General features: G+C 38.9%; 27 protein-coding genes and 1 tRNA gene. 6 read left to right on the top strand and 22 right to left on the bottom strand.

The annotated features are described in order from the left end of the window. Positions 1-10: 10 nt before the first annotated feature. From B5D46_RS02850 to B5D46_RS02825, 6 genes are all read right to left on the bottom strand, one after another. Positions 11-541, bottom strand: a complete 531-nt coding sequence (locus B5D46_RS02850) for a SycD/LcrH family type III secretion system chaperone (RefSeq protein WP_078928141.1) — start codon at positions 539-541, stop codon at positions 11-13. A 514-nt stretch (positions 542-1,055) separates the two neighbouring features. Further along, positions 1,056-3,152 carry a type III secretion system export apparatus subunit SctV gene (gene sctV / locus B5D46_RS02845; protein WP_078928140.1) on the bottom strand — a complete coding sequence of 699 codons (2,097 nt, stop codon included), beginning with the start codon at positions 3,150-3,152 and terminating at the stop codon, positions 1,056-1,058. 18 nt (positions 3,153-3,170) lie between these two features. After that, positions 3,171-3,536 carry a tetratricopeptide repeat protein gene (locus B5D46_RS02840; RefSeq protein WP_078928139.1) on the bottom strand — a complete coding sequence of 122 codons (366 nt, stop codon included), beginning with the start codon at positions 3,534-3,536 and terminating at the stop codon, positions 3,171-3,173. 8 nt (positions 3,537-3,544) lie between these two features. After that, a complete protein-coding gene (sctX, locus tag B5D46_RS02835; protein ID WP_031491601.1) occupies positions 3,545-3,925 on the bottom strand; it encodes a type III secretion apparatus assembly protein SctX in 381 nt (126 codons plus the stop codon). Then, the gene (locus B5D46_RS02830; RefSeq protein WP_078928138.1) at positions 3,909-4,316 is read right to left on the bottom strand and encodes a type III secretion system chaperone; all 408 of its coding nucleotides are present in this window, start codon (positions 4,314-4,316) and stop codon (positions 3,909-3,911) included. Before B5D46_RS02830 ends, sctX begins: the two co-directional genes overlap by 17 nt. After that, positions 4,295-5,410 carry a TyeA family type III secretion system gatekeeper subunit gene (locus B5D46_RS02825; protein ID WP_078928137.1) on the bottom strand — a complete coding sequence of 372 codons (1,116 nt, stop codon included), beginning with the start codon at positions 5,408-5,410 and terminating at the stop codon, positions 4,295-4,297. The genes B5D46_RS02830 and B5D46_RS02825 overlap by 22 nt, the downstream gene beginning before the upstream one ends. A gap of 310 nt (positions 5,411-5,720) precedes the next feature. Here B5D46_RS02825 and sctU point away from each other — a divergent pair, with 310 nt between their 5' ends. The 4 genes from sctU to B5D46_RS02805 all read left to right on the top strand — a co-directional run bounded on the left by sctU (position 5,721) and on the right by B5D46_RS02805 (position 9,653). After that, the gene (gene sctU, locus B5D46_RS02820; protein ID WP_078928136.1) at positions 5,721-6,767 is read left to right on the top strand and encodes a type III secretion system export apparatus subunit SctU; all 1,047 of its coding nucleotides are present in this window, start codon (positions 5,721-5,723) and stop codon (positions 6,765-6,767) included. Then, on the top strand, positions 6,767-7,243 hold the full coding sequence (gene sctO / locus B5D46_RS02815) for a type III secretion system stalk subunit SctO (protein ID WP_078928134.1): 477 nt from the start codon (positions 6,767-6,769) through the stop codon (positions 7,241-7,243). Before sctU ends, sctO begins: the two co-directional genes overlap by 1 nt. Before the next feature lie 233 nt (positions 7,244-7,476). Next, positions 7,477-8,268, top strand: a complete 792-nt coding sequence (locus tag B5D46_RS02810; RefSeq protein ID WP_078928133.1) for a hypothetical protein — start codon at positions 7,477-7,479, stop codon at positions 8,266-8,268. Between the two features lie 599 nt (positions 8,269-8,867). Beyond that, on the top strand, positions 8,868-9,653 hold the full coding sequence (locus B5D46_RS02805) for a hypothetical protein (protein WP_078928132.1): 786 nt from the start codon (positions 8,868-8,870) through the stop codon (positions 9,651-9,653). Positions 9,654-9,777: 124 nt separating this feature from the next. On the opposite strand, the gene B5D46_RS02800 is transcribed toward B5D46_RS02805, so the two are convergent. From B5D46_RS02800 to thrS, 15 genes are all read right to left on the bottom strand, one after another. Continuing rightward, complete coding sequence (locus tag B5D46_RS02800; RefSeq protein WP_078928131.1) at positions 9,778-11,739, bottom strand: SpoIIE family protein phosphatase; 1,962 nt, start codon at positions 11,737-11,739, stop codon at positions 9,778-9,780. Positions 11,740-11,776: 37 nt separating this feature from the next. Continuing rightward, positions 11,777-13,744, bottom strand: a complete 1,968-nt coding sequence (locus B5D46_RS02795) for a SpoIIE family protein phosphatase (protein ID WP_078928129.1) — start codon at positions 13,742-13,744, stop codon at positions 11,777-11,779. 53 nt (positions 13,745-13,797) lie between these two features. After that, complete coding sequence (locus B5D46_RS02790; RefSeq protein ID WP_078928128.1) at positions 13,798-14,229, bottom strand: ATP-binding protein; 432 nt, start codon at positions 14,227-14,229, stop codon at positions 13,798-13,800. Positions 14,230-14,246: 17 nt separating this feature from the next. Further along, positions 14,247-14,594, bottom strand: coding sequence for an STAS domain-containing protein (locus tag B5D46_RS02785; RefSeq protein WP_078928127.1), 348 nt, complete (start codon positions 14,592-14,594; stop codon positions 14,247-14,249). Positions 14,595-14,714: 120 nt separating this feature from the next. After that, a complete protein-coding gene (gene lgt / locus B5D46_RS02780) occupies positions 14,715-15,452 on the bottom strand; it encodes a prolipoprotein diacylglyceryl transferase (RefSeq protein WP_078928126.1) in 738 nt (245 codons plus the stop codon). 45 nt (positions 15,453-15,497) lie between these two features. Next, complete coding sequence (locus B5D46_RS02775) at positions 15,498-16,682, bottom strand: hypothetical protein (protein WP_078928125.1); 1,185 nt, start codon at positions 16,680-16,682, stop codon at positions 15,498-15,500. Between the two features lie 18 nt (positions 16,683-16,700). Continuing rightward, a complete protein-coding gene (gene sctT / locus B5D46_RS02770) occupies positions 16,701-17,510 on the bottom strand; it encodes a type III secretion system export apparatus subunit SctT (RefSeq protein WP_078928124.1) in 810 nt (269 codons plus the stop codon). Between the two features lie 16 nt (positions 17,511-17,526). Next, complete coding sequence (gene sctS, locus B5D46_RS02765) at positions 17,527-17,790, bottom strand: type III secretion system export apparatus subunit SctS (protein WP_078928123.1); 264 nt, start codon at positions 17,788-17,790, stop codon at positions 17,527-17,529. A gap of 141 nt (positions 17,791-17,931) precedes the next feature. Next, positions 17,932-18,234: a hypothetical protein gene (locus tag B5D46_RS02760; protein ID WP_078928122.1), complete on the bottom strand. Its 303-nt coding sequence runs from the start codon at positions 18,232-18,234 to the stop codon at positions 17,932-17,934. A gap of 429 nt (positions 18,235-18,663) precedes the next feature. Continuing rightward, on the bottom strand, positions 18,664-19,980 hold the full coding sequence (locus B5D46_RS02755) for a hypothetical protein (protein ID WP_078928121.1): 1,317 nt from the start codon (positions 19,978-19,980) through the stop codon (positions 18,664-18,666). 18 nt (positions 19,981-19,998) lie between these two features. Further along, positions 19,999-20,466, bottom strand: a complete 468-nt coding sequence (locus tag B5D46_RS02750) for a type III secretion system chaperone (protein WP_078928120.1) — start codon at positions 20,464-20,466, stop codon at positions 19,999-20,001. Positions 20,467-21,003: 537 nt separating this feature from the next. Further along, positions 21,004-21,363: a 50S ribosomal protein L20 gene (gene rplT, locus B5D46_RS02745; RefSeq protein ID WP_031491617.1), complete on the bottom strand. Its 360-nt coding sequence runs from the start codon at positions 21,361-21,363 to the stop codon at positions 21,004-21,006. A gap of 17 nt (positions 21,364-21,380) precedes the next feature. Further along, positions 21,381-21,593: a 50S ribosomal protein L35 gene (rpmI, locus tag B5D46_RS02740; protein ID WP_031491618.1), complete on the bottom strand. Its 213-nt coding sequence runs from the start codon at positions 21,591-21,593 to the stop codon at positions 21,381-21,383. 73 nt (positions 21,594-21,666) lie between these two features. Next, positions 21,667-22,164, bottom strand: coding sequence for a translation initiation factor IF-3 (gene infC / locus B5D46_RS02735; RefSeq protein ID WP_037972402.1), 498 nt, complete (start codon positions 22,162-22,164; stop codon positions 21,667-21,669). Positions 22,165-22,258: 94 nt separating this feature from the next. Then, on the bottom strand, positions 22,259-24,229 hold the full coding sequence (gene thrS / locus B5D46_RS02730; RefSeq protein WP_078928118.1) for a threonine--tRNA ligase: 1,971 nt from the start codon (positions 24,227-24,229) through the stop codon (positions 22,259-22,261). A gap of 219 nt (positions 24,230-24,448) precedes the next feature. On the opposite strand from thrS, the gene B5D46_RS02725 reads away from it, so the two are divergent. After that, positions 24,449-24,526, top strand: a tRNA-Val gene (locus B5D46_RS02725). 252 nt (positions 24,527-24,778) lie between these two features. Further along, positions 24,779-25,843 carry a Fic family protein gene (locus B5D46_RS02720; protein ID WP_078928117.1) on the top strand — a complete coding sequence of 355 codons (1,065 nt, stop codon included), beginning with the start codon at positions 24,779-24,781 and terminating at the stop codon, positions 25,841-25,843. Positions 25,844-25,924: 81 nt separating this feature from the next. On the opposite strand, the gene B5D46_RS12105 is transcribed toward B5D46_RS02720, so the two are convergent. After that, a partial coding sequence (locus B5D46_RS12105) for a hypothetical protein (RefSeq protein WP_078928116.1) occupies positions 25,925-26,198 on the bottom strand: 274 nt, incomplete at its 5' end.

The raw sequence follows: 26,198 nt of genomic DNA, 5'->3' as shown, positions 1-26,198 counted from the left end.
ATATACGCTCCTATTTATTTTCAACTTGTTTTAAGGTCTCAAGCATTGCCTTAGCTTTTGCCTTAATCTGTAAATCGTGTGGTTTATTGCCTTTACCCATAATGTCAATAAACTCTAAAGCTGCAATGGCATTCTCTTTCTGGTCTGCCTTTAATCTGCATAATGCTGAGTAATACATAGGTTCAGGATCTTCTAATCCGCCCATGGTTGCACCCATTGCATAAAGCTCTGCAGCTTCTGCATAAGCTTTCTGGTTTTCACGACAGGCTGCCAGTCCTACCCAGTATTTGGTCTTGGATCCATCATAGACAACCAAAGCTCTGAATATTTTTTCAGAATCTGCATACTGACCTGATGAATATAGGTTATAAGCGTATGCATACATGATTTCCAGTTTATCTGAATCAAGGCCAACCAGTTCACCTAAGGTTGCCCCCTTCTGAAAGAGAGCTACAGCACTCTTGACTGCTTCCTTCTCTGGAATTCCATCTAACAGGAAATCATACTTATCTAAATTCTTCTGGAACTCTTCTTCTGTCATAATTAACTCCTAATGATTGACAAAAACAGGTTTTATGTCTGACACAGTTTCAGGTCATATGCAAATTACCTTCACTGCTATTTAAATTTATCTCATAAGTCAGAAAAAAATCGTTGTTCTTGTCAAAAAATCAGTTTTCTTATTTACTAGTATAAGTATCCGCTTTAGTAATTCAACTATTTTTGTTACTATATATTCAAATTTTTTATATTGATCACATTTTTTATTATGTAGATACAATGTTACACATATATTCATATTATTTATTGATATTAAATGATTTTCTTATTTTTGAACTACATATGTAGTTTCAAAAAAATTAATAATAAATATTCAGAAAAACGATTTATTGCACGAAGAATTCTTATAAAAACAAATGTTAAAATTTGTGACATTCGCACCTTTTTGTTTATATTTCAAAAAGATAAACAAAAAAGCTCACTAAGAAAATAAAGAATCAGAGAAAAAGCGATATTTAAGACAGATACTCCCCAGAAGTGAGGAGTACCAATAGTTAGAAACGGATTCTTTCGATAGGCTGAACAGAAACCTCAGGAGTCAGCTCCTGATAATCAAGAACAGGAACATCATAGAACTCACCTTCAATCAGACGACGAACATAACGTCTGATATCAATTGAGGCAATAATAACAGTTCTCTTATTGGTGGTTGATCTGATGCGCTTAAGTTCCTCAATAAATTTCTTCGTACTGTCAGGATCAAGTGCCAGGAAGGAACCAGCTGAACTCTGTCTGATTGACTTTCTAATCACCTCTTCCACATTAGGATCTATCAGAACTGCAGGCAGCAGATTCTGATCAGCTGTATAACGGTAACTGATCTGTCGCTTCAGACCAACTCGAACATACTCACAGAGCATAATGATGTCTTTCTCTCGAGGTGCCCAGGAAATAATATTCTCAAGAATACATCTTAAATCACGAATAGATACCTGTTCCTGAACCAGACGCTTGAAAATATCTGCAATCTTCTGCAGAGGAAGTAAACGTGTAGCCTCATGTACAAGGTCCGGAGCTCTCTCCTCCATCTTGTCGAGAATATACTTACTCTCCTGCATACCAATGAAGTCACCGGCATGTTTTGCAAGAAGAATAGAAGTATGAAGAGTTATAATATCTTCAAAGTCCAGAGCAGTAATATTGATCTTTTCAAGTTCATCTTTATACTTCTTATCAACCCACCAGGACTTCTCACCAGGAAGGAAATCCTCTCCCTGCTCAATATCAATACCAAGCATCTTAACGTTTTCCGGCTGATCTCTAACCAGTAACTTATCCTTCATCAGAATACCTCTTGAAATAGGTATCTCGTCGAGGTTAAGCGCATAGGAAAGGCCCGGAAGTCCAGGATTATTACGCAGATTGATTCCAGGGAAAGGTACGCCCAAATCATAATAAAGAGCACTTCTCAGCTCAATCATACGGTCATCGAGAGCCGAATAATCTAAAGCCTCATACAGGTCATCTGAAAGATCAAGAATAATAGGAACAATTGGAGAAAACTCTTCGGCATTACCGCTGCGCTTTGCTTTCTTACCGTTTCCTTTAACTGCAGGAGCCAGGGTCTTATCAACAAGCTGAGTCTTGATATCAGGTTCAGGCGCACTTGACTGATAGGACATTTTCTCAAGACCATAGGAGATGATATACATGATTACAGCCAGAGAAAACAGCTGAGGTTTAGGGAAACCTGGAACCAGAGCAAATAGGAACACCATTGCAGATGCAACCTTTAATGCCTTTGGTCTTGAGAAGATTTCTCCACCAATCTGTTCACCAACGTTATCAACCTTACCGCCGGATCTGGTTACCAGAATACCTGCTGAAATTGAAATCAGAAGAGATGGGATCTGAGATACCAGACCGTCACCAATGGTCAGAATACCGTAAAGCTTAAGTGAGTCTGAAAGACCAAGTCCATTCATACTTGAACCGATAATGGTTCCGGCAATAACGTTAACAGCAGCAATCACCAGACCGGCAACAGCATCGCCCTTAACGAACTTCATCGCACCGTCCATGGAACCATAAAGCTTACTTTCAAGACCAACCTCTTCACGGCGTCTCTGAGCCTCTTCACCGTCAATGGAACCGGCTCTCAGGTCTGCATCGATAGACATCTGCTTACCAGGCATAGCATCCAGAGAGAATCTTGCACCAACCTCGGATACACGCTCAGAACCTTTTGCAATAACCAGGAACTGAATAATAGCAATAATAATGAATACCACGGCACCTACAACGAAGTTACCGCCAACAGCGAATTCACCGAAGGTATAGATGATCTCACCGGCATCAGCCTGCAGAAGAATCAGACGGGTGGTACAGATATTAAGTCCCAGTCTGAATAGTGTAGTAAATAGCAGAACTGTAGGGAAAGATGAAAATCCAAGAACTGACGGCGTGTATAGACTCATCATCATAATCACGAATGAAACCGCAAGATTCATGGAAATCAGAAGATCCACCAGCGGTGTAGGCATTGGAAGAATCATCAGGGCAATAACGGCAATAACAGCACCAACAAGCATAAGATCAGCATGCTTGGTGACCAGCCCAACAGATGTTCTCGCGGAGTTGATGAATGACATCGGATATCCTTATATTTTTTAAGCTACAGGCTCTTCTTCTCTACTGTCGATTTCTTTTTTTATCTCTTCTATAAGTTTAGAGGATTCTGCCTGCCTGTTAAGCATAAACAGAGATCTGGCCTTTAGTTTTTTTATTTCAAGTAGATCGTAATCTATTTTTTTCATCTGCAGGACAATATCCGCATAGTAGATTGCAGATTCATAGTCCTCTTTTAGAAAATATAGAATAGGTCTGGCATAAAATGCCCATGTATTGTTTGGATCAACAACTAAGATCGCATTAATTGTACTTTCGGCTTTCCTTACAATCCCCAGATTGAGAAAAAGGTAGCCAATCATTTCAAGAGCTCTGATTTCTTTTTTGTTGAGAGTCTTCTTTTGCATTTAAGACACTAACCCCCAACCATAAAGCCTTTATAAATCTTGAGAAGAAGCTGATTCTCCAGAAGTGGATCTGCAACTTCCTGAGAAAAATCATTGGTTGCAGGAGTATCAAACTCTGCAAGCTTTTCTACAGCATTTTCAAAATTCATTGCGAAATTAGCCGGATCAAGCTCATCAGGATTATCAATATTTGGCTTTGCCTTTGACATCATTCGCTTATCAACAGAGCGTTTTTTGTACATATTTTCCAGACGGACATTAGTATTGCCCACAGGAACATATGACATGTTCTTTGGAAGATGAGATTGTGTCGTTGGTCTATCCAGAACCTGATCAAGACCAAAATTGGAATTGAGCAGACTTGAATTACCACTAATTCTGGTTGCCATGCTTTACCTCATTCCATAGTTTTATAAAACCGAACAGAATCTTCTCAAAATTCTCAGCTGAAATTGATGGATTTGGCAGCTGAGTTGTAAAGATGATTAAAGGATCAACATAAGAAGCACTGTAGACAAAACCACCTGAGTATTTAGTCTTTGCCAGTGCTATTCTAAGATAGTGGTCAACTTCAGATATTTCAGGAGTAACCGCATAGCCTACAGCTAGATAGGTCCTATCTGCATTAAGCTCAAAAGAGAGCTTAGCGCCATCTACACCAAAGGTTAACGCATTGTTCTCATCAAAAGCAGGAATGTTCTCCATTCCTATTCTTTTAGCGAATCGATACAACTCTCTTCTGACAACTTCAGGATCTACTACTGTTGTGATTCCAGCCATTCATCCTCCGCCTGAATCTTATTATCAATCAATACAGTGCAGGCCTCATTGATACGCTCTCTGGCCTCAGGAGTCCCATAGAAGACATCGGAAAGATCCTTTAGAGTCTTGCTGAGTTCCTGGCAGATTACAACTTCCTGACCAGGATCCGAAGCTTTTACTGTAATTAAAAGATCTCTAACGTCACCAGGAGACACAAAGCTTGACTTAATAAGATCTCCAAGTTTTCTTACAAATTCGACCTTATCAAATCCCTTGACATCAAGACTATGGACCTTGTCCAGTCGATCAAGCATGGCTTCCTCATGGGCAAAGCATGAGTAAAGTACCTTTGTCTGCTCAAGACCATCTGCAACGGAACGAAGGAATGCAGGTTCATGACTTCTCTGAGCTGCTTCAAGATCAGCACTCAATGCCTTAGTGATAAAATCAAGACCTTCTTCAAACTTCTCGCCATACTTATCATTGATGAACTGAAGCATGGACATACCGTCTTTGAAATTCAGAAGAGAATCAGAATAATTCTCTGCATTATCAAGTAAGCTCAGGCCTGCATAGTTGTCCTCGGACAAATCCATTGCATTGATAACGGCCTTAATGCCACTCTCGTTCTTCTCTAAAATCTCATTGGCGGCATCCTGCATCAGTTTCTGCTTAACAGGATCCTTCTCCTTGGAAATCAGCTGCAGAAGCAGTGCATAGTTCTCTGCATCATGACCGCCTGAAGACTTAAGAGAATCAACAATCTCGCGAGGAGTACAACCAACTTTGGATGTTCTCTTTAGGATGTCTTCAGTCTTTGACTTGGCATTAACCTTCTCTGCAACAGCAGCCTGCATCTTCTTGAGAAGTTCTGCAAGACGTGCATCAGCATTCTTCTGCTTACGCAGGGCCAGTTTTGTCTGCTTTGAATTATCCTTGGAGAAAGTCATTTCCTCCATGGAATCTTCGAATAAAGACTTCTCAATATCAGCTGGCTCAACAGAAACCCCGTTGATCATGCCTCCTGGAGCAGGAGCGTTAGTACTGGTATTTCCTGGTACATTCTGATGATCAAAACCAGATGGGTTGCGGATACCATTAATATCTGACATAAAACACCTCAAACTAATTCTACAGGTCAGTGATAACTGAAATATCAGCTGCCATCATTTATATATTAACCATAAATAACTACAATAAACCGAACGCTTATTGCAAATTTAAAAATAATTTATCTTTTTTATAGTATAGACAATATAATACAAACTTTTCTTACTTTTTTTGCTCTATATATAAAAAATTGTGCACGATCACAGAATTTTCTATAAAAGAATTATTTTTCGGCTTAATTTCACTACTTTTGAGCGCAAATCTATATTAAAAATCTTTTTCTATCTAAAATAGTCATAGACAGGTACTGATATGGCAGACGAGAAAACAGAACAACCGACCCCCAAACGACTGAGAGATTCCAGAGAAAAAGGTGATGTACCTAAATCTCAGGAATTGCCTTCAGCATTGATTGTTACGTGTGTTGCAGCCTTTTTTATGGTTGCATCTGGGGATATTTTTACTCTTTTACATGATCTGGTTGGAAAAATCATAGAAGATTCGCTGAAGCTTCCTTTTGAGGAGGCCTGGCCTCGTCTTAGTGCCTTTACCCTTTTAATCATGCTCAAAATAGCAGCACCGGTCGTAATAATTGCCATGGCTGCAGCTCTGCTTGCCAACTTAGGTCAGATAGGTTTTCTGTTTGCTCCAAAAGCCGCAGCTCCCAAACTGGAAAACCTTAATCCTAAAAAGTGGGTACAGAAGGTTTTCTCCAAAAAGAATATGTTCGACTTTGCAAAGAACGTTGCAAAGGTTATCGTGCTCTCTTTTGCGGTAAAGATTGCACTGTTAAACAACCTTCGTCAGCTTTTTGTTCTCCCCTATCTTGATGTTCAGCATGTATGGATAATGATGGCGGTAATGCTCAAGGAACTGGCATATTTTGCTATCGGCTCATTTATCGTGGTTGCACTTGCAGACTTTCTGTACACAAGATTCAAATTCACCAAGGATCATATGATGTCGCCTGATGAAGTTAAAAGAGAATTCAAGGAATCCGAAGGCGATCCTATGATTAAATCAAAGAGAAAACAGCTGCATCAGGAACTGTTAAACCAGAATACCCTTGGCAAAACAAAAAAATCAAAGGTTGTTGTGGTTAACCCAACCCACTATGCTGTTGCTCTGGATTATGACAGGGAGAAACAGCCCATTCCTGTTATTCTTGCAAAAGGAAAGGATGATGTTGCAAGACGTATGATTAAGGCTGCTGAGGAGGAGAATATTCCTGTAATGAGAGAACCTCCTCTAGCCAGAGCTCTGTATGCAGAAGGTAATGAAGGTGAACAGATCCCTGATGATCTGCTGATCCCGGTAGCCAAGGTACTGCGTTACGTTGAGGCATTAAAGAAGATCTGATGGCAACCTATCCGCTGGCAAAACTTATCGGACTCCGCTCTCATCGTGTAGATGAGGCGCAAAGAGATCTTTTGCTTGCAAAAAAGAAGGTCGAACAGGCACAGAATGCAATCAAAAAGAAAATCCAGGAAATAGAGGATTACAAGGTCTGGAAGGAAGAGGAAACCGTAAGACGCTACGACAGCGTGATGTTCAAGGAATTAAGCAACGAGGCCTTTGAAAAATTCAAACAGGATCTTGCCAATCTTAATATTGGAGAACTTAAGCTTCAGGATGAACTTAGAGAACTTAAGAACAATGAGGTTACTCTGAAAAAAGAATGTGATGAAGCCAAGCTTGTTGTTAAAAAAGCTACAGCCGATCTTAATAAACTTGAAGAACACAAGAAAATCTGGCTTGAAATGCAGAGAATTGAAATCGAAAGAAAGGAAGAGAGCGAGCTTGAGGACTTCCACACCAAGAAAAACGAGTTCTGACAAGGCTCAGCAGGGATTTTCCAAGAAAAATACAGGACTATATATAAAGGAGAGAACTCCGCTTAAAAAAGCATAATTGTATAATTTATTTGACCCATATCAAATTATCAAACTTTTATACAATGTAGAGCAATTTTTATACTTTACAAAAAATTTTATGGTTCTATACTTCGGTTAAAAGGTTAAAGTTTTTCTGGTTTTATACCAAATCGAATATTTAGAAGGTACTGATTATGACACAGATTAACAATGTATACGGCGCAAACTCAATAAACCTTGATGGTATCGATCTAAAGAGCATGAGCCCTTTCACTGCTGCTGCTTTAGTTCAGCTTGAGATCGCAAAAACCAATAAGGATTCTGCCACAAGATACATCAATGAAATGAAATCTCAGAACGATCAGGCTAGAAAATTCATGGAGCAGGCTGATGCGCTAAAGGCTATCAACAGCAATCCAGCATATGCAAAGTACAATCTTCCTGAAGATCTTGAGGCTATGAAGAAGACCTTAGCAGACGTTGAGTACGTTGAGAAAACCTACGAAAAGATGGAAGCTCAGATTGCTGACGGTACCTTAAAAGCTGATAAGAACGGTCTATACACAATGGACAAGACCACTGATGACAAGCTTCATGATTTTGTTAACAAGGCTGGTCATTCTAACTTCCCTAACATCGTAAGAACTGCAGACGGCAGCTTTGACAATCTGCACTTCAAGTATGAGCTTGATGATGGTCTTAAGGAAATCAAGCAGTACAAGGAGTTCCTGACTTCAATGATCAAGTCCGTCGAGAATGGTACCATTCCAAAGGATATGCTAGGCAAAGGCAAGACTCTGGATACCAATAACATTAACAGCCTGATTACCTCACTTCAGCATAAGGCTGAGAACTGCAACTCAGATAATCAGACTCAGATGGTTAAGCTTCAGGATAAGATGGGTCAGTACAACGCCTACGTATCAGGCTCATCCGATATGATTAAGACTGGATCTCAGCTACAGCAGAGCATCCTGAGAAACTAATACAGTTTATTAGTTACCCGTATTACACAAGGCTTCTCCTAAAAGGTGAAGCCTTTGTTTTGAGCTTCTCCCTGGTACTTCCCTATTCTCATATACGTCTATACAGATTCAATTATATTTGTAAAAGAAAGTCTATTCCATCATAGAATCGACAGCACACTCAAAGATAATCAATTAAGTGATTACCTGGTTCACTTTTTTTGGCTGTTTTTAAAGTAATTCACATGAATTATGAGAACATAATCATCTTCACAATACTATCCTCCGACGACATTGTATTTTTCCACTACACCAGAAATGCTCATGAATACAAATCCTATTAAAAGAGGAAAACATAAAGAAGAAATCTGGAATCTAAAATAGAACCATTAGCCCAAAAGCGCTTTTTTCAGAATAATTCTGTTTAGTTAATTGAGTATTATTTAAAATAAACTGCTTATAAATCTGTCATCTGTCACAAATTTGAACAAATAACGTAGTTTTATAATGTAGAGTAAAAATTATACTTTACAAAAACTGATTAACTTCTATACTAAAGACAAAGGTAAATTATTTTATACAGGTTCTATAACCTCTAACTATTTAAGAAGGTACAGAATATGGCACAGATTAACGGCATTAATAACTCAATGGGCTCAATGAATATTGAAGGACTTGATCTGACAAAGATGAGCCCTTTTGCTGCAGCTGCTCTTGTTCAGCTTGAGATTGCAAAAACCAATAAAGATACTGCAACAAGATATATCAGCGAAATGAAGTCTCAGAACGATCAGGCAAAAAGAATTATGGAAGCTGCCGACAAGTTAAGACAGTTCAAGGAAGACAAGAGCATCGGTGACTATAATCTTCCAAAAGATATTGAATCAATGAAAAAAGAGCTTGAAACCTTAAATAAGGCAGAAGCAACCTACAACAAGATGTTAACTGATATTAAGGACGGTACATTAAAGCCTTATATCAATGAGCGTAAGGATCCTTGCTTTAATCTGCCAAAGGATGTCTACAATGATATGAAGACTCTGACCGATCGTGTAGGTAAGAAGAACTTCCCTGACATGACTCGTGGTGATGACAACGTTCATATGGAATACGAGCTTAAGGGCGGTCTAAATGAGATTCAGAAGTACAAGTCAGTACTTAGCGCTGCAATTGCTGCAATGGAAGCAGGCGGTCTAACATCAGACTTCAATGGCAAGCTGGATACTACCAAGATTGACAACCTGGTTACCTCCCTTCAGCATAAGGCTGAGAACTGCAACTCAGACAACCAGACTCAGATGGTTAAGCTGCAGGATAAGATGGGTCAGTACAATGCCTTTGTATCAGGCTCATCAGATATGATTAAGACAGGCGCTCAGCTGCAGCAGAGCATCCTGAAGAGCTAAGATTCATTATAATCATGCTAAGAGAGTGGTATTTAATATCACTCTCTTTTTTTTGTTTTCAAAATGAAAATCGCAATGGTCAAACACCGATATCACTGATTTGTGAAGCACAGAGAAAAGAAAACTAGGCAGGATAATCAATCGTCAGCATGGTGATATCATCAGATTGAGGAGCTGTGCCTCTGTAGGATGAAATCTCATTTAACATACTCTCGGAGAAGCCTGCTACATCCAGCTCTGAATGTTTCAGTACACAACTGTTGATTCGCTCTTCACCAAAGAGTTCCTTAGACTCATTCTGAGCTTCGCTGACACCGTCAGTATACAGGAACAGTCTGGTATTCTTCTGAATAGAGCAGCTAAATTCCCTGTATTCAAAATCAGCCGCAACTCCAGGAGCAGGACCACTTAATCCATCAAGCAGACTTATCTTTCCGTCATGGCATAGAACAGGCTGACAGTGACCGCCGTTGGCATAGGTAAAGGTACCATCCTTTTTGTTTAAAACCGATACAAACAGAGTTACGAACATCATATTAGGGTTATGGGAGCATAGAACCTTGTTAACCTCGTTCATAACCCTGGCAGACGACATCTTAAGAGAGAAGCATTCTCTTATAACGGTAACGGTCATCACCATGAACAGCGCAGCAGGAACACCCTTGTCTGAAACATCTCCTATAACAAAGGCCACATTGTCCTCATCAAGTTCAATGACATCATACAGATCTCCTCCAACTTCCTTGGCCGGGATCATACTGCCACTAATCTTAAGAGGCGCAAATGAAGGATTATCCAGATTATCAGGCAGAATACCAAGCTGAATATCCTTTGCAGTGTTAAGCTCACCTTCAATCTTGCGCTGGCGATCCTGAGTTTCAAGAAGATTACAGATATTGGAGGAAAGATTAGTGGTCATCTTGGCAATAGCATTGGATATTTCACAAACCTCATCTTTACGGTTTCGGTCAAATCTGTTGATGAAGCGTCTTACGCTGACAATATCTCTTAAATCAAGCTTTGCAATATTCCTGGTATTGGCGATAACAACAGTAAGAGGTTTTACAAGATCAGAAACAAGAACCAGAGCAATCAGAATTGCAAAGAAACCAACAATACAGGCGATCATAATAAACTTATTGGTTTCCCTTCTCTGAGCACTCAGAATCTCACTTACTGGGGTTGCTGATACAATATGCAGCCCCATCTGATTGTAAAAGGTTATAAGCATCTGGTAATCAATGTCATTGAGTCTATGATCATATCTTACGTTATACTTCTGATTGAAGAGTCTCTGTACCTTTTGGCGTATCTCATCATCAAGATACATAGGTTCACTTCCATCAGCGCTCTTAGGAGCTACCTGTTTACCATCCAAATCAGCAATGTAGGTTAATAAAGTCTTCTGGGAAGTAAGATGTCTACCCTCAGGCTGTATTACATTATTAAGAGATTCAATAATCTGATTCTTCACAGAACGAAAACTATCTTTGAGATCATTCTGTAATTCGCCTACTACCAGAATACGATGTGAATCCATGGCGGTCATGCTCAGAAGATACACATCTCCGGTTTTTACATCGGATAGAACATGAAAAGTGCCTGGATTATGAAACTCGCGCTGTCGGATATAAGTTCCCAGATCTTCACCGAGAATAGTCTTATATTTTAAAAGTCGTCTGAAATCAGCTCTGACAAAATAGGATTCAGTAGGATTAGCCTTGTCAAAAATGAAAGACATAAGACCTGCAGCTCTGGTACTTTCAAACATAATGTTACGGATAATCGAGCTGCTGCCAATCATGCCTGATGTTTCATCATTAAGCTTATAGGCATCCATAATAGCCTTAGACATCAGTCTTAACTTCTCTCTTCTTCCGTTTAGAATTACAAGATTTGCAACAACATTACGATAATAGTAGCTGTCAAAAATCTCAGAATACATAATGTTGTTTGAAGTCTGATAGAAGTGGTTCTTCTCAAATGAAGCCTCGGTCTGAGTGTAGTAGAGTACCGCTACGACCACCAGAATAGGCAGCATAGCAAATACCAGTATCAAGCTTATAAGTCTTGATTTAAAACTCATAGAAGGAAGCCTTAACACAAAAATATCCCTTTAAATCCTAAATCTTTACCCCAAGAATCGTAATGTCATCTGACTGAGGAGCCTTATTTCTGTATAAAACAAGCTCATTCATCATTCTGCTGCAGATTTTAGCTGGATCCATTTCATTGACATTTTCTAAAAACTCAACAATTCTGTTTTCACCGTAAAGCTCCTGTGCACTATTCTGAGCCTCACTCACACCATCAGTGTAGAAGAACAGATTACTCTCAGAAGGCACACTTACAGAGAATGACCTGTACTCAAATTCCGGTGCCACACCTATAGCAGGGCCACTAAGCCCCTTAATAGCTTCGACCTTGCCATTCTTGATTATGTAAGGAAGACAATGACCGCAGTTAACATAGGATAATTCTCTGCTCTTCTTATTTAAAATTCCCACAAACAGAGTAACGAACATCATATTAGGATTGTGCTGACACAGGTTCTTGTTTAACTCAAGAGCAATCCTTTCTACAGGCATTTTCAGTGAAATACACTCTCTTATCAGAATAACCGTCATTGCCATAAACAGAGCAGCAGGTACTCCCTTATCAGAAACATCACCGATTACCAGTGCGACTCTGTCCTCATCAAAGGAAATTGCATCATAAAGGTCTCCTCCCACTTCCTTTGCAGCAAACTGCATTGCAGAAATCTTAAGAGGACTGAATTCACGAAGATCAAGGGATTCAGGAAGAATCCCCATCTGAATTTCCTTTGCCGCATTAAGCTCACCTTCAAGCTGACGCTTCTGAGCATTTGCAGACAGAAGTTCGATTGCCTTGTCAGAAACAGAGCTGGACATTTCCTTTAAAGTCTCGGCAAGATTTCCAATCTCATCTTTGGAATCGAACTGCAGCATACCGGAGATTTTCTCTATTTCATCTTTATTTGTCAGGTTTGCGCGCTCAATATACCCAGCGGTTTTTGCTATCTGAGATAAAGCACTAAGTGGCTTTCCCATAATTTTCGAACACAGAAATACACAGCAGACCGCAAGGAGCACAGATATTACCCAGATGAGAGTCATTGAATCGTTCAATGCTGAAATACTGTTAGAGAAATTGATAGTATAGACAAAGAACCAGCCTGTCTGTTTAAAATAGAAAATATAAGCATAGTTCATTTTGTCCAGATAACCTTCCCAGACCTCATCCTTTTTTGCCTTTTCAAGGTATTCATCCGTTAGAGTATCTGGTAGTTTGTATGCAAGCTTTCTGATGATTGTTTTACGGTCTTCTGTAAAAACATAGATATTGGTCGATTCAGGATCAACTCTGTTGATGGCGGAAATAGTTCCCACCAGGTCAACAGCAAATGCTCTTTCAAGAGCATTGGCGTCATAATCGGCTCTGATATTAGAAATATCGTGAAAAAGAACGATGACATAACTGGAGTTCAATCTGGTTAAAGAACCGAGATAGTGCTTATTTCCCTGAACAAAATAGTAATGATAATATTTGTTCAGCTCGAAATCTCTTTCGTAAATCAGCTCTCCAAGAGTTTTTCTAGTAAGGGTTCCAAGTTTTGCATTTAACAGCTCTCGAACTTCTGAAGATAGGAACAGACCTTCATTTGGATTAGAAACCTTACAGATAAATGTCTGAATTCTCTCTGAATTAGCTGCGCCTAAGATGTATGACTCGGCAATATCAATAAGATTATTATCGTTGAAGGTTATAGCCTGGTTAATACCTTTCTTTACAATGAACAGCTGCTCTTCATTGGTTTTTCTGATGGAAAGGAGTGGAACAATTGACTCACTTAATACCCACTGAAAATTTTCCTGAACAAAATCCCTTAAAACAGCAGACTCAGAAGATATGGATTCTCTTTGTTCCTGAACTATGCTGGCCTTCAGGGTACCATAGGAATAATATGAGAATAAAAGCAAAGGAACAATGAGTAGGCACAAAGATAAAAGCATTACCTTTGTTTTGAAGCTCATTCTAATACCAGCATTTGCTGCTACAGATTTACCCATTTATCCAATCCAATAGTAAAGAAATGCTAAATACTGCAATCTGCATTTAGCAACTACTTGTTCCCGCTATATCCCTTAGCTTCAATGAAGATATCAACAACATTGCACTCTTTAAGACGGGAATATATGTAGTGATTAGACATGTTCTTTACAAAATGAATGCCTAAACCGCCCACCGGTCTTGATTCAACTGAATCCTTAACATGAGGATCTCTTTCTTCTTTGAAAGGATTGAATGGTTTTCCTCCGTCCACAAAGGAAATCCTGATATAAGGCTCACCGTCAAAAGTAACAACTCCGACAGAGAACTCAGCATTACCGCTTTTACCGTCGTAGGCATAATTACAGATATTGGCAAGCAGCTCTTCTACAACCAGCTGAGTCTTCATTAGCAGAGGCTCCAATTCACCAGTCATATAGGCTCTGAGTTTCTCGTTTATATTCTCGAGCTGTTCAATCTTTGCAGGAAGTTTAACTGTTATCATTGCAAATTACCTCTGTGCTAAATAACTGCAGACTTGGCGCTATCCAAATTATCACAGACAGTTACAATCAAATCGAAACCAGAGATCTTAAAAACCTCATGAACATCAGGAGATAAATTGCAGATCGCTACCTTTCGGCCTTGCTCCTTACACAGTTTTGCAACCTTCAGAATTGCTCTTAAGCCGGCAGAACTGATGTAAACCAGTTTTGCAAAGTCGATAATATAGCCGGATATACCTTCAACAGAACACTGAGGAATTACCTTTTCCTCAAATTCACCAACGCTTAAAGCGTCCATTCTTCCCTCAACTTCAATAACAGAAATGCTTCCGTTATCAGGAGAAGTGTTTATAACAATTTCCACTTTGTAACCCTCTTTACGCTATAAAAGGTAAATACACTTAGATTATAGATGCCATATACAGTCAGAGACTGTATTATTTTCGTAAATGTGAATTGCAACAAATGATTTAAGATCAAATTATTAGCTGCTTTCAACAAATTCACGACCGATTTTTTTCAGAAGAAAAACACTTATAAAAATACCGGCAATACACAGTATCTGCCCTAAAGTAAAGCCATGAAAATAACCCACCATTGAATCAGCTTCACGGAAAAACTCTGTAAAGAATCTAAATAAGCTATACCCCAAAAGGTAATAGCAGGAAATGGTTAAAGGCCTTTTTAATAGTTTTCTCTGATACATAAAATACAGCAAAAGACCAAGCATAGGGCCTTCAAAAAAAGCCTCATAAAGCTGCACAGGGTGACGAGGATTATCATCAGCACCTTCAAAAAACACTCCCCATGGAACCTGCGTAATCCTTCCCCAAAGCTCCCCGTTCAGGTAATTACAGCATCTGCCAAGAGGTATAATCACGAGAGCAATAAGACAGGCTCTGTCCAAAGCTCGGAAAAACAGTTCACGTGAGCTTTTTGTAAGGTACGTACACAGAAGACATCCTGCTACCAGCCCCAGCACTCCACCGTGAAATGACATTCCCCCCTTCCACAGCTCAATGATTTCAAATGGATTATTCAGGTAATAAACAGGCTCATAAAAAAACACGTATCCCAGACGTCCACCTATAATTGCGCCATTGGCAGCAAACAGAGAATAATTAACTTTTAAGCTAAAAGGGAAAACCAGTGATGGCATCAGCAGATACAGAACAAAACCGAGGAGATAAACTCCTCCGTAGGATAACGAGCCTATATCCATATTCTTATGAATCTCTCATGCACACCGAAATATCCAGCAAACAGGTTACTTACTGTTAGTTGTGTGGAAAACATCATCCACAGCTACCAGCACATCAAATTCAGGACGCCACTGAACAAGAGCAGCTGTCTTAAGATTCACACCCAAAAACAGCGGAACCGAAAGCTCCTTTCTGTTCATAACAATGCTTGAGTCAAAAGCATTAAAAATCAGCTCACCAATTAAATCCGCAGCATAGGAAGCACGTGTAAATTCATCCGGGTCGTAAACACTCAGAAGACTGCCTGCTGCAACCTGCTCTTTAGAATCGTATGAGATGGTTGCTACTTTCTTTGATAAAACAGGTCGAATCTGAGTATAAAGTTGTTTTATATCTATTCCATTTCCAACTTCAGGAATAAATACAGCGCTAATATTTGAGCCGGCAAGCTCAGTCATACAGCGGGAAAATTCGGAACGTGATTTTTCAACATCAGGAATAAAGAAATCCCCCTCGCAAACTTTAATTGGAATATTTTTTTCTTTTGTATAATTCATGACATCATCATAGGCGGTATAGATATCAAACTCATGATTTTTATCTCTTAAATATCCTATATTGGAATAGCTAAACATCCTGTAAAAAAGATCAATGTCATCCTTTATATTTCTTGAATCGTCAAGAATCGAAACTAGTCTGTTCTTTCTGACCATTTCCTTGAGAGTTTTGGTTGAATTAGTATCAAAACATATAATAGGAATATTGAGCTTTTCTTCAATCAGATACTTTGAAGTCAGATCTCCCATAGCAATGATAAAATCAATCTTTTTTTCTTTTATCAGAGAACGAATCTCTCCTATTTTTTCCTTAAATGCTGTTATCTCCCAGTTGAAGATATAAGAATATTCAGCAGGAAACTCCAGACATTTTCCTTTTACAGCCTCTGTTATATTTTTTTTGTAATCATCATTATTTCTCAGATCAATGGTTCTAGGGATACTGTTTTTAGAAACAATCCCTTCTTCACCTAAATTCTTAAGAATCTGAGTAAAGTATGTAGTTGTATTTTTCTGCAGTCCCACTGCCATAACAGCTACTTTAAGAGGTTTGTTAAGTGGACAGGCTTCACCCCTATTTTCAGCATGTGATACAGGTATAAAGCAGAAGCTGATTACAAAGACAAGAACCAGCTTAAAAAAATAGCCAATCCAGTTCATCTGTAATCTATGATTCGAGATCTGAAAAAACATAATAAGGCTCCTACCTGTTTAAAACAGCTTAGTAAGATACGTCAACATTGTTATCATCTTATTAAGATAGATTTCACCTATTTCCATATAAGGCTGAATAAACAGCACAATCAATGTTGCGCACAATCCACTCTTAATAGGCATTGAAAGAATAAACACATTCAGCTGAGGCGCGAATCTGTTGATTAGACCTAACGAAATATCCGTCATCAGCGCCACGATTACAAAAGGTGAACATATCACCATAGCAGTTGCCATTAGTGTATTCAGTCCCATTCCAGCATATTCAGCAACCTTGGCTCCGGTAATTCCTGGCAGTACCTCATATACAGGCCACACTGTATACGAACTTAAAATAAAGGTAAGGTACGCGATAATTGCACCGGTGGAATAAAACAGAATCACAAGAGAAAGCATCAGTACAGAGCCAAAAGGTGAGTTCTGAACTTCATCCAGGAGATCACCGCCCTGTGCCTGACTGGCACCTCTCTGGTTATCAATAATCATTCCGGCAGACATTGCCGCGTAGAAAAAAACACCCGAGATGAAGGCTATCAGAAAACCGATAACAATCTCCTTGAACAGTAGAGCACAGATCACAGCTGCAGATAAATCAATGTTCTTGTGAAGATCAGCCTGAACCATAAAAATCGGAATAGCCGGCAGTATGAAACATACACACAAAGGCAGCTTGACGATCATGGCAATCTTTGGGGCGAAAAAAGGAGTAAAGGAAATAAGAACAATAAGTCTTGCCATGGCCAGAAGAACAAAGATAACAAGCTCTCTGCTTCCAGATTCCAATAGCAAGACAACTAATTCGTTCATATTCTTTTACATTCTTTTACTGAATCAGATAGAACTTATCAAAGATCGTCTGAGCAATCTGCATAATCTGTCCGGTCATCCAGCCTGCAGCAAGAAATAGCGTGATTGACACGGCAATCAGCTTAATACCGAATGAAAGTGTCTGTTCCTGCAGCTGAGTGATAGCCTGAAATAAACTGAATAACAGACCGACGATAGATGCCACGAAAATAGGAGGCAAAGAAAGCATCAGTACCAGAAACATTGATTGTCTAATCAGCTCAATAACAGCAGGATCCATTCTTTTCACCTAAATAAAACATACACACTTCAAGTATAGCAAGACACCTGAAATATACTTAACATAATGGTTCAACTATTTGATTAAGGTAAAAAAATTAGGGGCAGTTGCCCCTTAATTTCATATAAAACAAAATTTCTACTAGGCCATCATGCCGCGTCTTGAACCAGCCTTAGGCTTAGCTGCAGAACCGCCCTTTTTCTGACGAATCTTATCCTCATAAATAGCTGCACGCTGTCTTCCTTCAGCTTCAGCCTTACGCTTAGCCTCATCAATCATCTTATCCAGCACAGCGTCATGAGGGAGATCTCTTGTATCCATATTGGCAACATCCTTTGGAAGCTGTTCTTTTACGGAGTTATAAAGAGCATCAAGACGCTTTAGCTCTTCTTCGATTTCATTGATTTCTAAAATGCTCTGATTCAGCTCTTCTTCAGTAAACATCTTTATATATCCTTATTCAAAACTAAAACAATAATTTCCAATCCTAAAGAATACATAACTTACGCAGAATAGATTCTTCTAGGAACAAAGAAACCACAGGAGAACTTAGAAGAAAGCATTATTCTTTTATCAGCATATGCAAACATCAGAAATCTGCTTTATATATAAACCAGAAAATAAATTCTAAATGTTTATATAAATAATCAAGCTCCCTAAAATTCTTCCCTAATTTCATTTTAGATAAAAATACAGTCATAACGATAATTACAATTTAGAAAATTGAGAGTTTGTTGTAATTATTTCTGTTTTTTTTCCAAAATATTGAATCAGCTCACTTTTATTGATTTGTAACTCTCTGCCCTCTCATTGTTTTCAAAAAATAGAGCCTCGACATTATAGAGGCTCAAAAGTTGTTAAAAAATGATGTTTTTAGAAATCGTCTTTATCGTTTTCAACAGCTTGTTTAACTTCAGGCTGCATCTCTGGTTCTGGCTCTTTAGGAACAGCAGCAGTCAAGAATGAATATTTATCATCAGGCTCACTGATATCTCTGATTGAATGCATTACGTAATCAGTGATACTATTTTTTGCCAGAGTTTTTACCTGACCATATGGATCAAGGATCTTAAAACCGTTAGGAACAACCTCCAGCACAGTAACAGCATGACCAGGAGCAATACCATCTCTTAAAGCAATTTTTCCTGAATTAGGTCTGCTATGACCAATAATCACAGGCTTTCCTAGCTCCAGCAATTTTGAGATACGATAAACACCATTCTCGACAGTATGAAATTCCCAGTCCATTGACTTAAATTCAACATGTGCACCATCAGGCTTGTATCCATGCAATGCCTTCAGACCTTCTGAAGGATATCTCATTGGCATTCTGATCTGAGACTTATAGTCTTCAACAGAGCGGGGATTATTTATATCTGGAGTCTCAGAAGATAGAGCCTGATGCATCAGCATAGCATTTTCAAGAGCGATAACCCAGTTGGCACTGTTACTTCCAAACTTGTCTCCACTGCTGTCAGTAATTCTACCCATTGGTACATCATAGAGGTTAGTTCCAAGTCGAACAACTACATTCCCAGGAACTTTACTCTCAGAGAATAATCTTGAGATAGATTCCACACCTTCAGACTGAAGCATAGATGAAATTGAAGATAGGAACCAGCAGTCCTGTAGCTCAGGATTCTGTTTGATATCAGATAATCTTGGTTCTCCATGAGGGAAAAGAATTTCCTTATACCCTTTGTTATCATCATTATTATTGTGAAAATACTTAATCTTACAGCCGTTAGTAAGACCACATAAATTTCCTAACTGTTCATTAGTGAAAAGATATGGGCTGTTTTTGTTTTGTACATTATCTGGTAAAGGATTTGGCTTTTTGCCTCTTAAAACCTCAAGTTTAGCCGCAGTTGAAAGGGAACTTGAAGATTTTACCCCTTTAAATAGGTTAACTATCCATAGAACAGCTCTACCTAGCGCAGATTTAAAGGTATTGCTTGGTTTATCCTGTCTTATGCTTTCAATGGCAGCCTTATAGTTATCAGGAATTGGAGCGTTATTGTATACAACTCCGCCTTTGAAAGATATTTCAGAGTTTCTCTCAGAAGGATTAGGAGCTCTTTTTGGTCCTAAATCCCCCTGTACTTTTACGGATTCATTGTTATTATCAATACCGTTTTCGATAACATTATAAACATTAGATCCTCTGATTCTTCCAATTGGGTCAGACATATTCCACCTCCGAAATATTTACCCTAATATTATTGAATTTGTATAGGTTGTACCGTAGCTTGAACCGTAATCATCTTCATGAATATCGTTTATTTTAAAGACCGCAAAGCGAACTTCTTCAACAAAATTCTGAAGTGCCTCAGAAAATGAGTTAACAGTAAGATTCCCAACATCAAGCATCAGCTGAACAGTAAGAGCATTATTATCTCCTGCAAGAGAAAAAGTAACGCCCTTACTCTTGTTAAAGAGAAACTGACGGTGCATAACATCTTTTAAAACATCGTTTTCCCCGTCAAAGTCTATATAACCAGCTTCCGAGAAAATCAGTAAAGAATCCTTAGACTCTATATAGCAGAAATTTAAGGATGGCATCCAGTCGTACTTCAGACGCATCTGCCACATACCTTCATCGCCAAGATCACCTTCTTCAACCTGAAGTTGTCTTAATGTTTCTGCAAAAATAAGCCTACACTGTTGAAGACTCATAAACTACTCCTAAACACAAGGGATTTCATTTTTATTATATAAAGAAATAAGTTTCTTATTTCTTTTAGCCTTCATGTTTAGAAGAAAATGTGATAACAATAAACAAAATAGAATCATCTTTTATTCCTTCCCATCCTCGATAATAATCTAGACTTATTTCTAAACTCAGATAAATCATGATTACCAGGATTTGCCTGTATTAAAAAATTACTACCGATAGAGTTGCTACTGTTAATCAAATCAAGTCAACCTTTACTGATTAACTTTTCTACAAGTATAGCTGAATTTTTGTATGTTGTAATGTATCTACATTAGATTATCGTATCTTTTGATCAAACCTGCAGATCAAATCACATTTTTCATGTACTTTTAGAGCTACAAGCATTTGCTTGCAAAAATTAAAGCAAAAGGTGAGGATAAAATGAGAATTGAAAATAGAAAGGACAGAATAATCAAAAAACGCCCCGAAGGGCGCTTTAGATAATCCTGAGCTAAAACTTAACTCAAGATTTGAGATTTTATACAGAAGCTTTTAGCTTATGCATTTAAAGCAGCTTTTGCCTGCTCAGCAATAGCCTGGAATGCTACCTTGTCATTGATTGCAAGATCTGAAAGAACCTTACGATCGATTTCAATGTTAGCCTTCTTTAAGCCATTGATTAACTGGCTGTAGCTTAAGTCATGCTGACGAGCAGCAGCATTGATACGAACGATCCAAAGAGCACGGAACTGGCGCTTCTTCTGACGACGATCGCGATATGCATACTGACCAGCCTTGGTTACAGCCTGAACAGCAACACGGTAAGTACGGCTTCTTGCACCGTAATAACCCTTAGCAGCCTTTAAAACCTTCTTGTGACGAGCATGTGCGGTAACACCACGTTTTACTCTAGCCATTTGTCAAATCCTCCAACTTATGCGTATGGTAACTGACGTGCAATTGCGCGTAGGTTACAAGTCTTTACACAAACCATGTTGCGTAGCTGACGCTTACGCTTTGAGGTTTTCTTAGTTAGGATATGACGTAAGTTCTGGTGACGGCACTTGTAGTGACCACTACCAGTCTTCTTGAAGCGCTTTGCAACGCCTCTATCGGTCTTCATCTTGACCTTGACTTTTCCAGCCATTGTATACTCCGCATTATTGCATATAAATAAACACGATACAGGAGCCTATTTCTAGGACTTTGTAACCCTGTAACTATTTCTTTTTAGGGGCTAAAACCATAGTTGCCTGTCTACCTTCAACACGTGAAGCAGACTCAACACTGGCAATGCCTCTATCTTCGCATAGATCTTTCTCTACACGCTTGAGAACATCTAAACCTAAGGACTGATGAGCCATTTCGCGACCGCGATAGCGCAGAGTTACCTTAGCCTTATTGCCCTCTTCTAAGAAGCGAATTAGGTTGCGTAGTTTAACCTGATAATCCGCTTCATCTGTTCCAGGACGGAATTTAATTTCCTTAACCTGAACAACCTTTTGTTTCTTACTCTTCTGATCTTTACTCTTCTGATAAAGATACTTGCCATACTCGATGAGTTTGCATACAGGCGGTTCAGCATTAGGACTAATCTCAACAAGATCAATACCCTGTTCCTGAGCCATCTTTAATGCATCGGCTGTAGGCATCACGCCAAGCAGCTCATTGTCAGCATCTAAAACACGCACTTCACGACATCTAATGTCACTGTTAATCCGGTTCTTCTGTAAAGTCTTACCGGTTTTTCTGTTGTTGTTTATAGCAAGTACTCCTAAATAAGTTTAAGACCATGATTAAGAAACGAATTTCTTAATCTGCTTGAGCAGCTTTTCGTGATTTTTCAATCTCTACGTCTGCATCAGGCATATTTTTGCGCTGTATGATATCTGATTTTACAAGATTGATCAAGTCCTCAATTGACATTGATCCTAAATCTGCACCTTTTCTGGTACGTACAGCAACTTTACCCTGCTCTGCTTCTCTTGCGCCACAGACTACAAGGTAAGGAACATGCATTAAGGTATGTTCACGAATCTTAAAGCCAATCTTGTCATTACGTAAATCAGATTTAGCTCTAATGCCAGCTTCATCCAGCTTTCTTACGATATCTTTTGCGTAATCAGCCTGATCATCAGTAATTGACATTACTACAGCCTGACATGGAGATAGCCAAGTTGGGAATGAACCAGCGTACTCCTCGGTTAGAATACCGATGAAACGCTCTAGAGAACCTAACATAGCTCTGTGAATCATAACTGGAACGTGTTCCTGATTATCTTCACCGATATAAGCTGCACCTAGTCTTGCAGGTAATGAGAAGTCAAGCTGAACAGTACCGCACTGCCAAGCTCTGTCTAGAGAATCATGAAGAGTAAACTCAATCTTAGGGCCATAGAATGCACCTTCACCTGGCTGTAGTTCATACTCAAGATGATTTGCCTCTAGAGCCTTGATCAGATCGTTTTCTGCACGGTCCCAGATCTCATCTGAACCGATACGCTTCTCAGGACGAGTTGATAACTTAATATCAACATTATGGAAATTAAATACATCGTATACTTCATATACCATGCGGATACAGTCTGAAACTACATCAAGAATCTGACTGTCGGTACAGAAGATATGAGCATCATCCTGCTCGAATCCTCTTACACGTAGCAGACCATGTAGAGAGCCAGATGGCTCGTTGCGGTGATCCTTACCAAACTCAGCCATTCTGATTGGAAGATCACGATAAGAACGGGTACGTGAATTGAAGATCTGAATTGCACCTGGGCAGTTCATTGGCTTAATTGCGTAATCTCTGTTCTCTGACTTGGTGGTAAACATGTTCTCAGCATATTTATCCCAGTGACCAGAACGCTCCCATAGAACACGATCCATGATCTGTGGAGTGTTAACTTCGATGTACTGATACTTGTGAAGCATCTCTCTCATGAAGTTTTCTACGATGCGGTAGATGGTCCAGCCATCGTTGTGCCAGAATACTAAACCAGGAGCTTCCTGCTGGAAGTGGAACAGGTCAAGTTTCTTACCTAATACACGATGGTCGCGCTTTGCAGCCTCTTCACGACGCTGAATGTATAACTTTAATTCTTCCTTTGAAGCAAATGCACAGCCATAGATACGCTGCAGCATCTTGTTCTTAGAATCACCGCGCCAGTAAGCACCAGCAAAGTGAGTTAGCTTGAAGTGCTGACAGAAGCCCATGTGTGGAACATGAGGGCCACGGCACATATCAATGTATTCATTGTGGTGATATAGACCGATGGTCTTGTCTGACTTGTCGATGTTCTCTTCAAGGATCAGTTTCTTATATGGCTCATTACGAGACTCAAAGGTATCATAGGCTTTCTGCCAGTCTACAACTTCCTTGATAACCTGATAATCAGTTTTTGCAAGCTCGTGCATTCTTGCATCTAAAGCTTCAAGATCTTCAGCAGTCAGCTTATGGTCAATATCAACATCATAGTAGAAACCGTTGTCGATAACAGGACCGATGGCCATCTGAGTATTAGGCCAAAGCTGCTTGATTGCGTGACCTAAAAGGTGAGCGCATGAATGACGGATAATCTCAATACCCTCTTTATCCTTTGGGGTAATGATTGAAACAGTAGCGTCATTTTCGATTAAATCACATGCGTCATGTAACTCGCCATCAATCTTTCCTGCAACACAGTTACGTGCTAAACCAGGACCGATGCTTGAAGCTAATTCGTAAATTGAGATTGGCTTATCAAACTCTTTGATATCGCCGTTAGGAAGTGTAATTTTTGGCATTTTCTAAACCTCGATGCATACCCTGCATCTCTAGGCTCCATATAATAAAAAAAAGAAATTGTCCCCTATGACTATCCTTGCACCACTCGACAAGGCCTTGCATAGAGCAACGAACAGACAGATTATACTCTTATTTTCGACTTATATCGCATTTAAAAAATATTATTCACGAAGTACTTGATAAGTTTGAATTTATTGCTATAATGTGAACCACTTTTTGCGTCGTTAGCTCAGCTTGGTTAGAGCATCACCTTGACATGGTGGGGGTCGGTGGTTCGAGTCCACTACGACGCACCATCTTAGAAGGCAACCTTATGGTTGCTTTTTTTGTATCCGTTTTACACGTTTTTGAGCTCTATCTTTCTTTATCGAGCCTATCTATCTTTTAGAGATTATATTTCCTTGTTTGTATGTTTTTTATCCCTGAATTCAGATATTGCAGCACAAAAAAAAGAGATGATCATATTTCTTTTCTCCCAAACATGATATTATTCTCCCAAATACTTATATTTTTGGGAGAATAAGTTTTATTTTGGGAGAATCGTTAAGATGAGAACCTTCGATTACACTATTCTTTCAACCTGCACGTGGGACAATGAAATACTATCTTATCTAACAAAAATCCACGAATACAAAGGAAAGCAAGAACTTTACGTTAGACAAAAACCGGTAGAGTTAAAAAGACTGGTTGATATTGCAAAAGTTCAAAGTACTGAAGCATCAAATAGGATTGAAGGTATTGTTACAACAGTATCCAGATTAAAACAGCTTGTATCTGACAAAACAACTCCTAGAAACAGAGATGAAGAAGAAATACTTGGTTATCGAAATGTTCTTAATCTGATTCATGAGAATTACCAATATATTCCTGTTAAAAGTAATTATCTTCTTCAAATGCATAGAGATTTGCTTCAATTTACAAGCTTATCGTTCGGAGGCCACTTTAAAAACACTGCCAACGAGATTGACATGATTCTTAAAAACGGAGAGAAAAAAATTCTATTCACTCCAGTTGCACCATACGAAACACCAACTGCAATTGAAAATCTCTGCGATACATTCCAAAAAACAGTTGGTTTAGGAATTGTCGATGACCTGATTCTAATTTCTTGCTTTATTCTTGATTTCTTATGTATTCATCCTTTTAATGATGGCAACGGAAGAATGAGCAGATTATTAACTCTACTTCTGTTGTATCGATCTGGATATCTTGTTGGACAATATATAAGTATTGAAAAAGCAATTGCCGATACAAAGAACGATTATTACCTAGCACTCCAGAAGGCTGACGTAAATTGGCATGAAGGAAGAAACGATCCCACTCCATTTATAAAATACATGCTTGGTATCATTTTATATTGTTACAGAGAATTTGAAAAAAGAGTAACTATAGTAAATGAATCAGGAATAAAGAGTAGCGCTTTCGAAATCGTTAAGGCTTTTACTGATAATAGGATCGGACCATTTTCAAAACAGGATGCCTTAGTCTCATGCCCTAGTATAGGAAGCTCATCTGTTGAAGCTGCATTAAAAAAACTTGTCGAAAATGGCTTCTTAATAAGAATAGGACAAGGAAGAAATACAAAATATGTTAAAACAGATGCAACAAAATAGCAAAAGGCAACCTTATGCCTAAACTTTGTTAATTTTTATATGTTTAGGTTTCTAGTAGAGGCAGGACTAAAACTCCTGCCTTTATTTTGCCTGAGCCTCGAGCTTGTTTAAAACGATCTCCAGTTCATCAAGAGATCTGATGTCATCATCCTCATCTACGTCTTCTTCCTCTTTACCGACTTTTCCATATGGTTCAGGTGTTGGCAGAGGAATATCTAAAGCATTCAAAAGCTCTTTCTGAACACCGGTAACTTCTGAATAATAAGCACCATTTCTGAATACAGTCTGTTCAATCGAATCAAGCATAGCCAGAAGTTTGTTGTCAGAATCATAAGGAAGCTGCATTCCTTTTTTG

Origin of the sequence: Succinivibrio dextrinosolvens DSM 3072 (assembly GCF_900167015.1) — a bacterium.
GTDB classification, from domain to species: Bacteria; Pseudomonadota; Gammaproteobacteria; order Enterobacterales; family Succinivibrionaceae; genus Succinivibrio; species Succinivibrio dextrinosolvens.
Note: the sequence above shows the minus strand (reverse complement) of the source record. Positions and strands in the feature narration are given on the sequence as shown.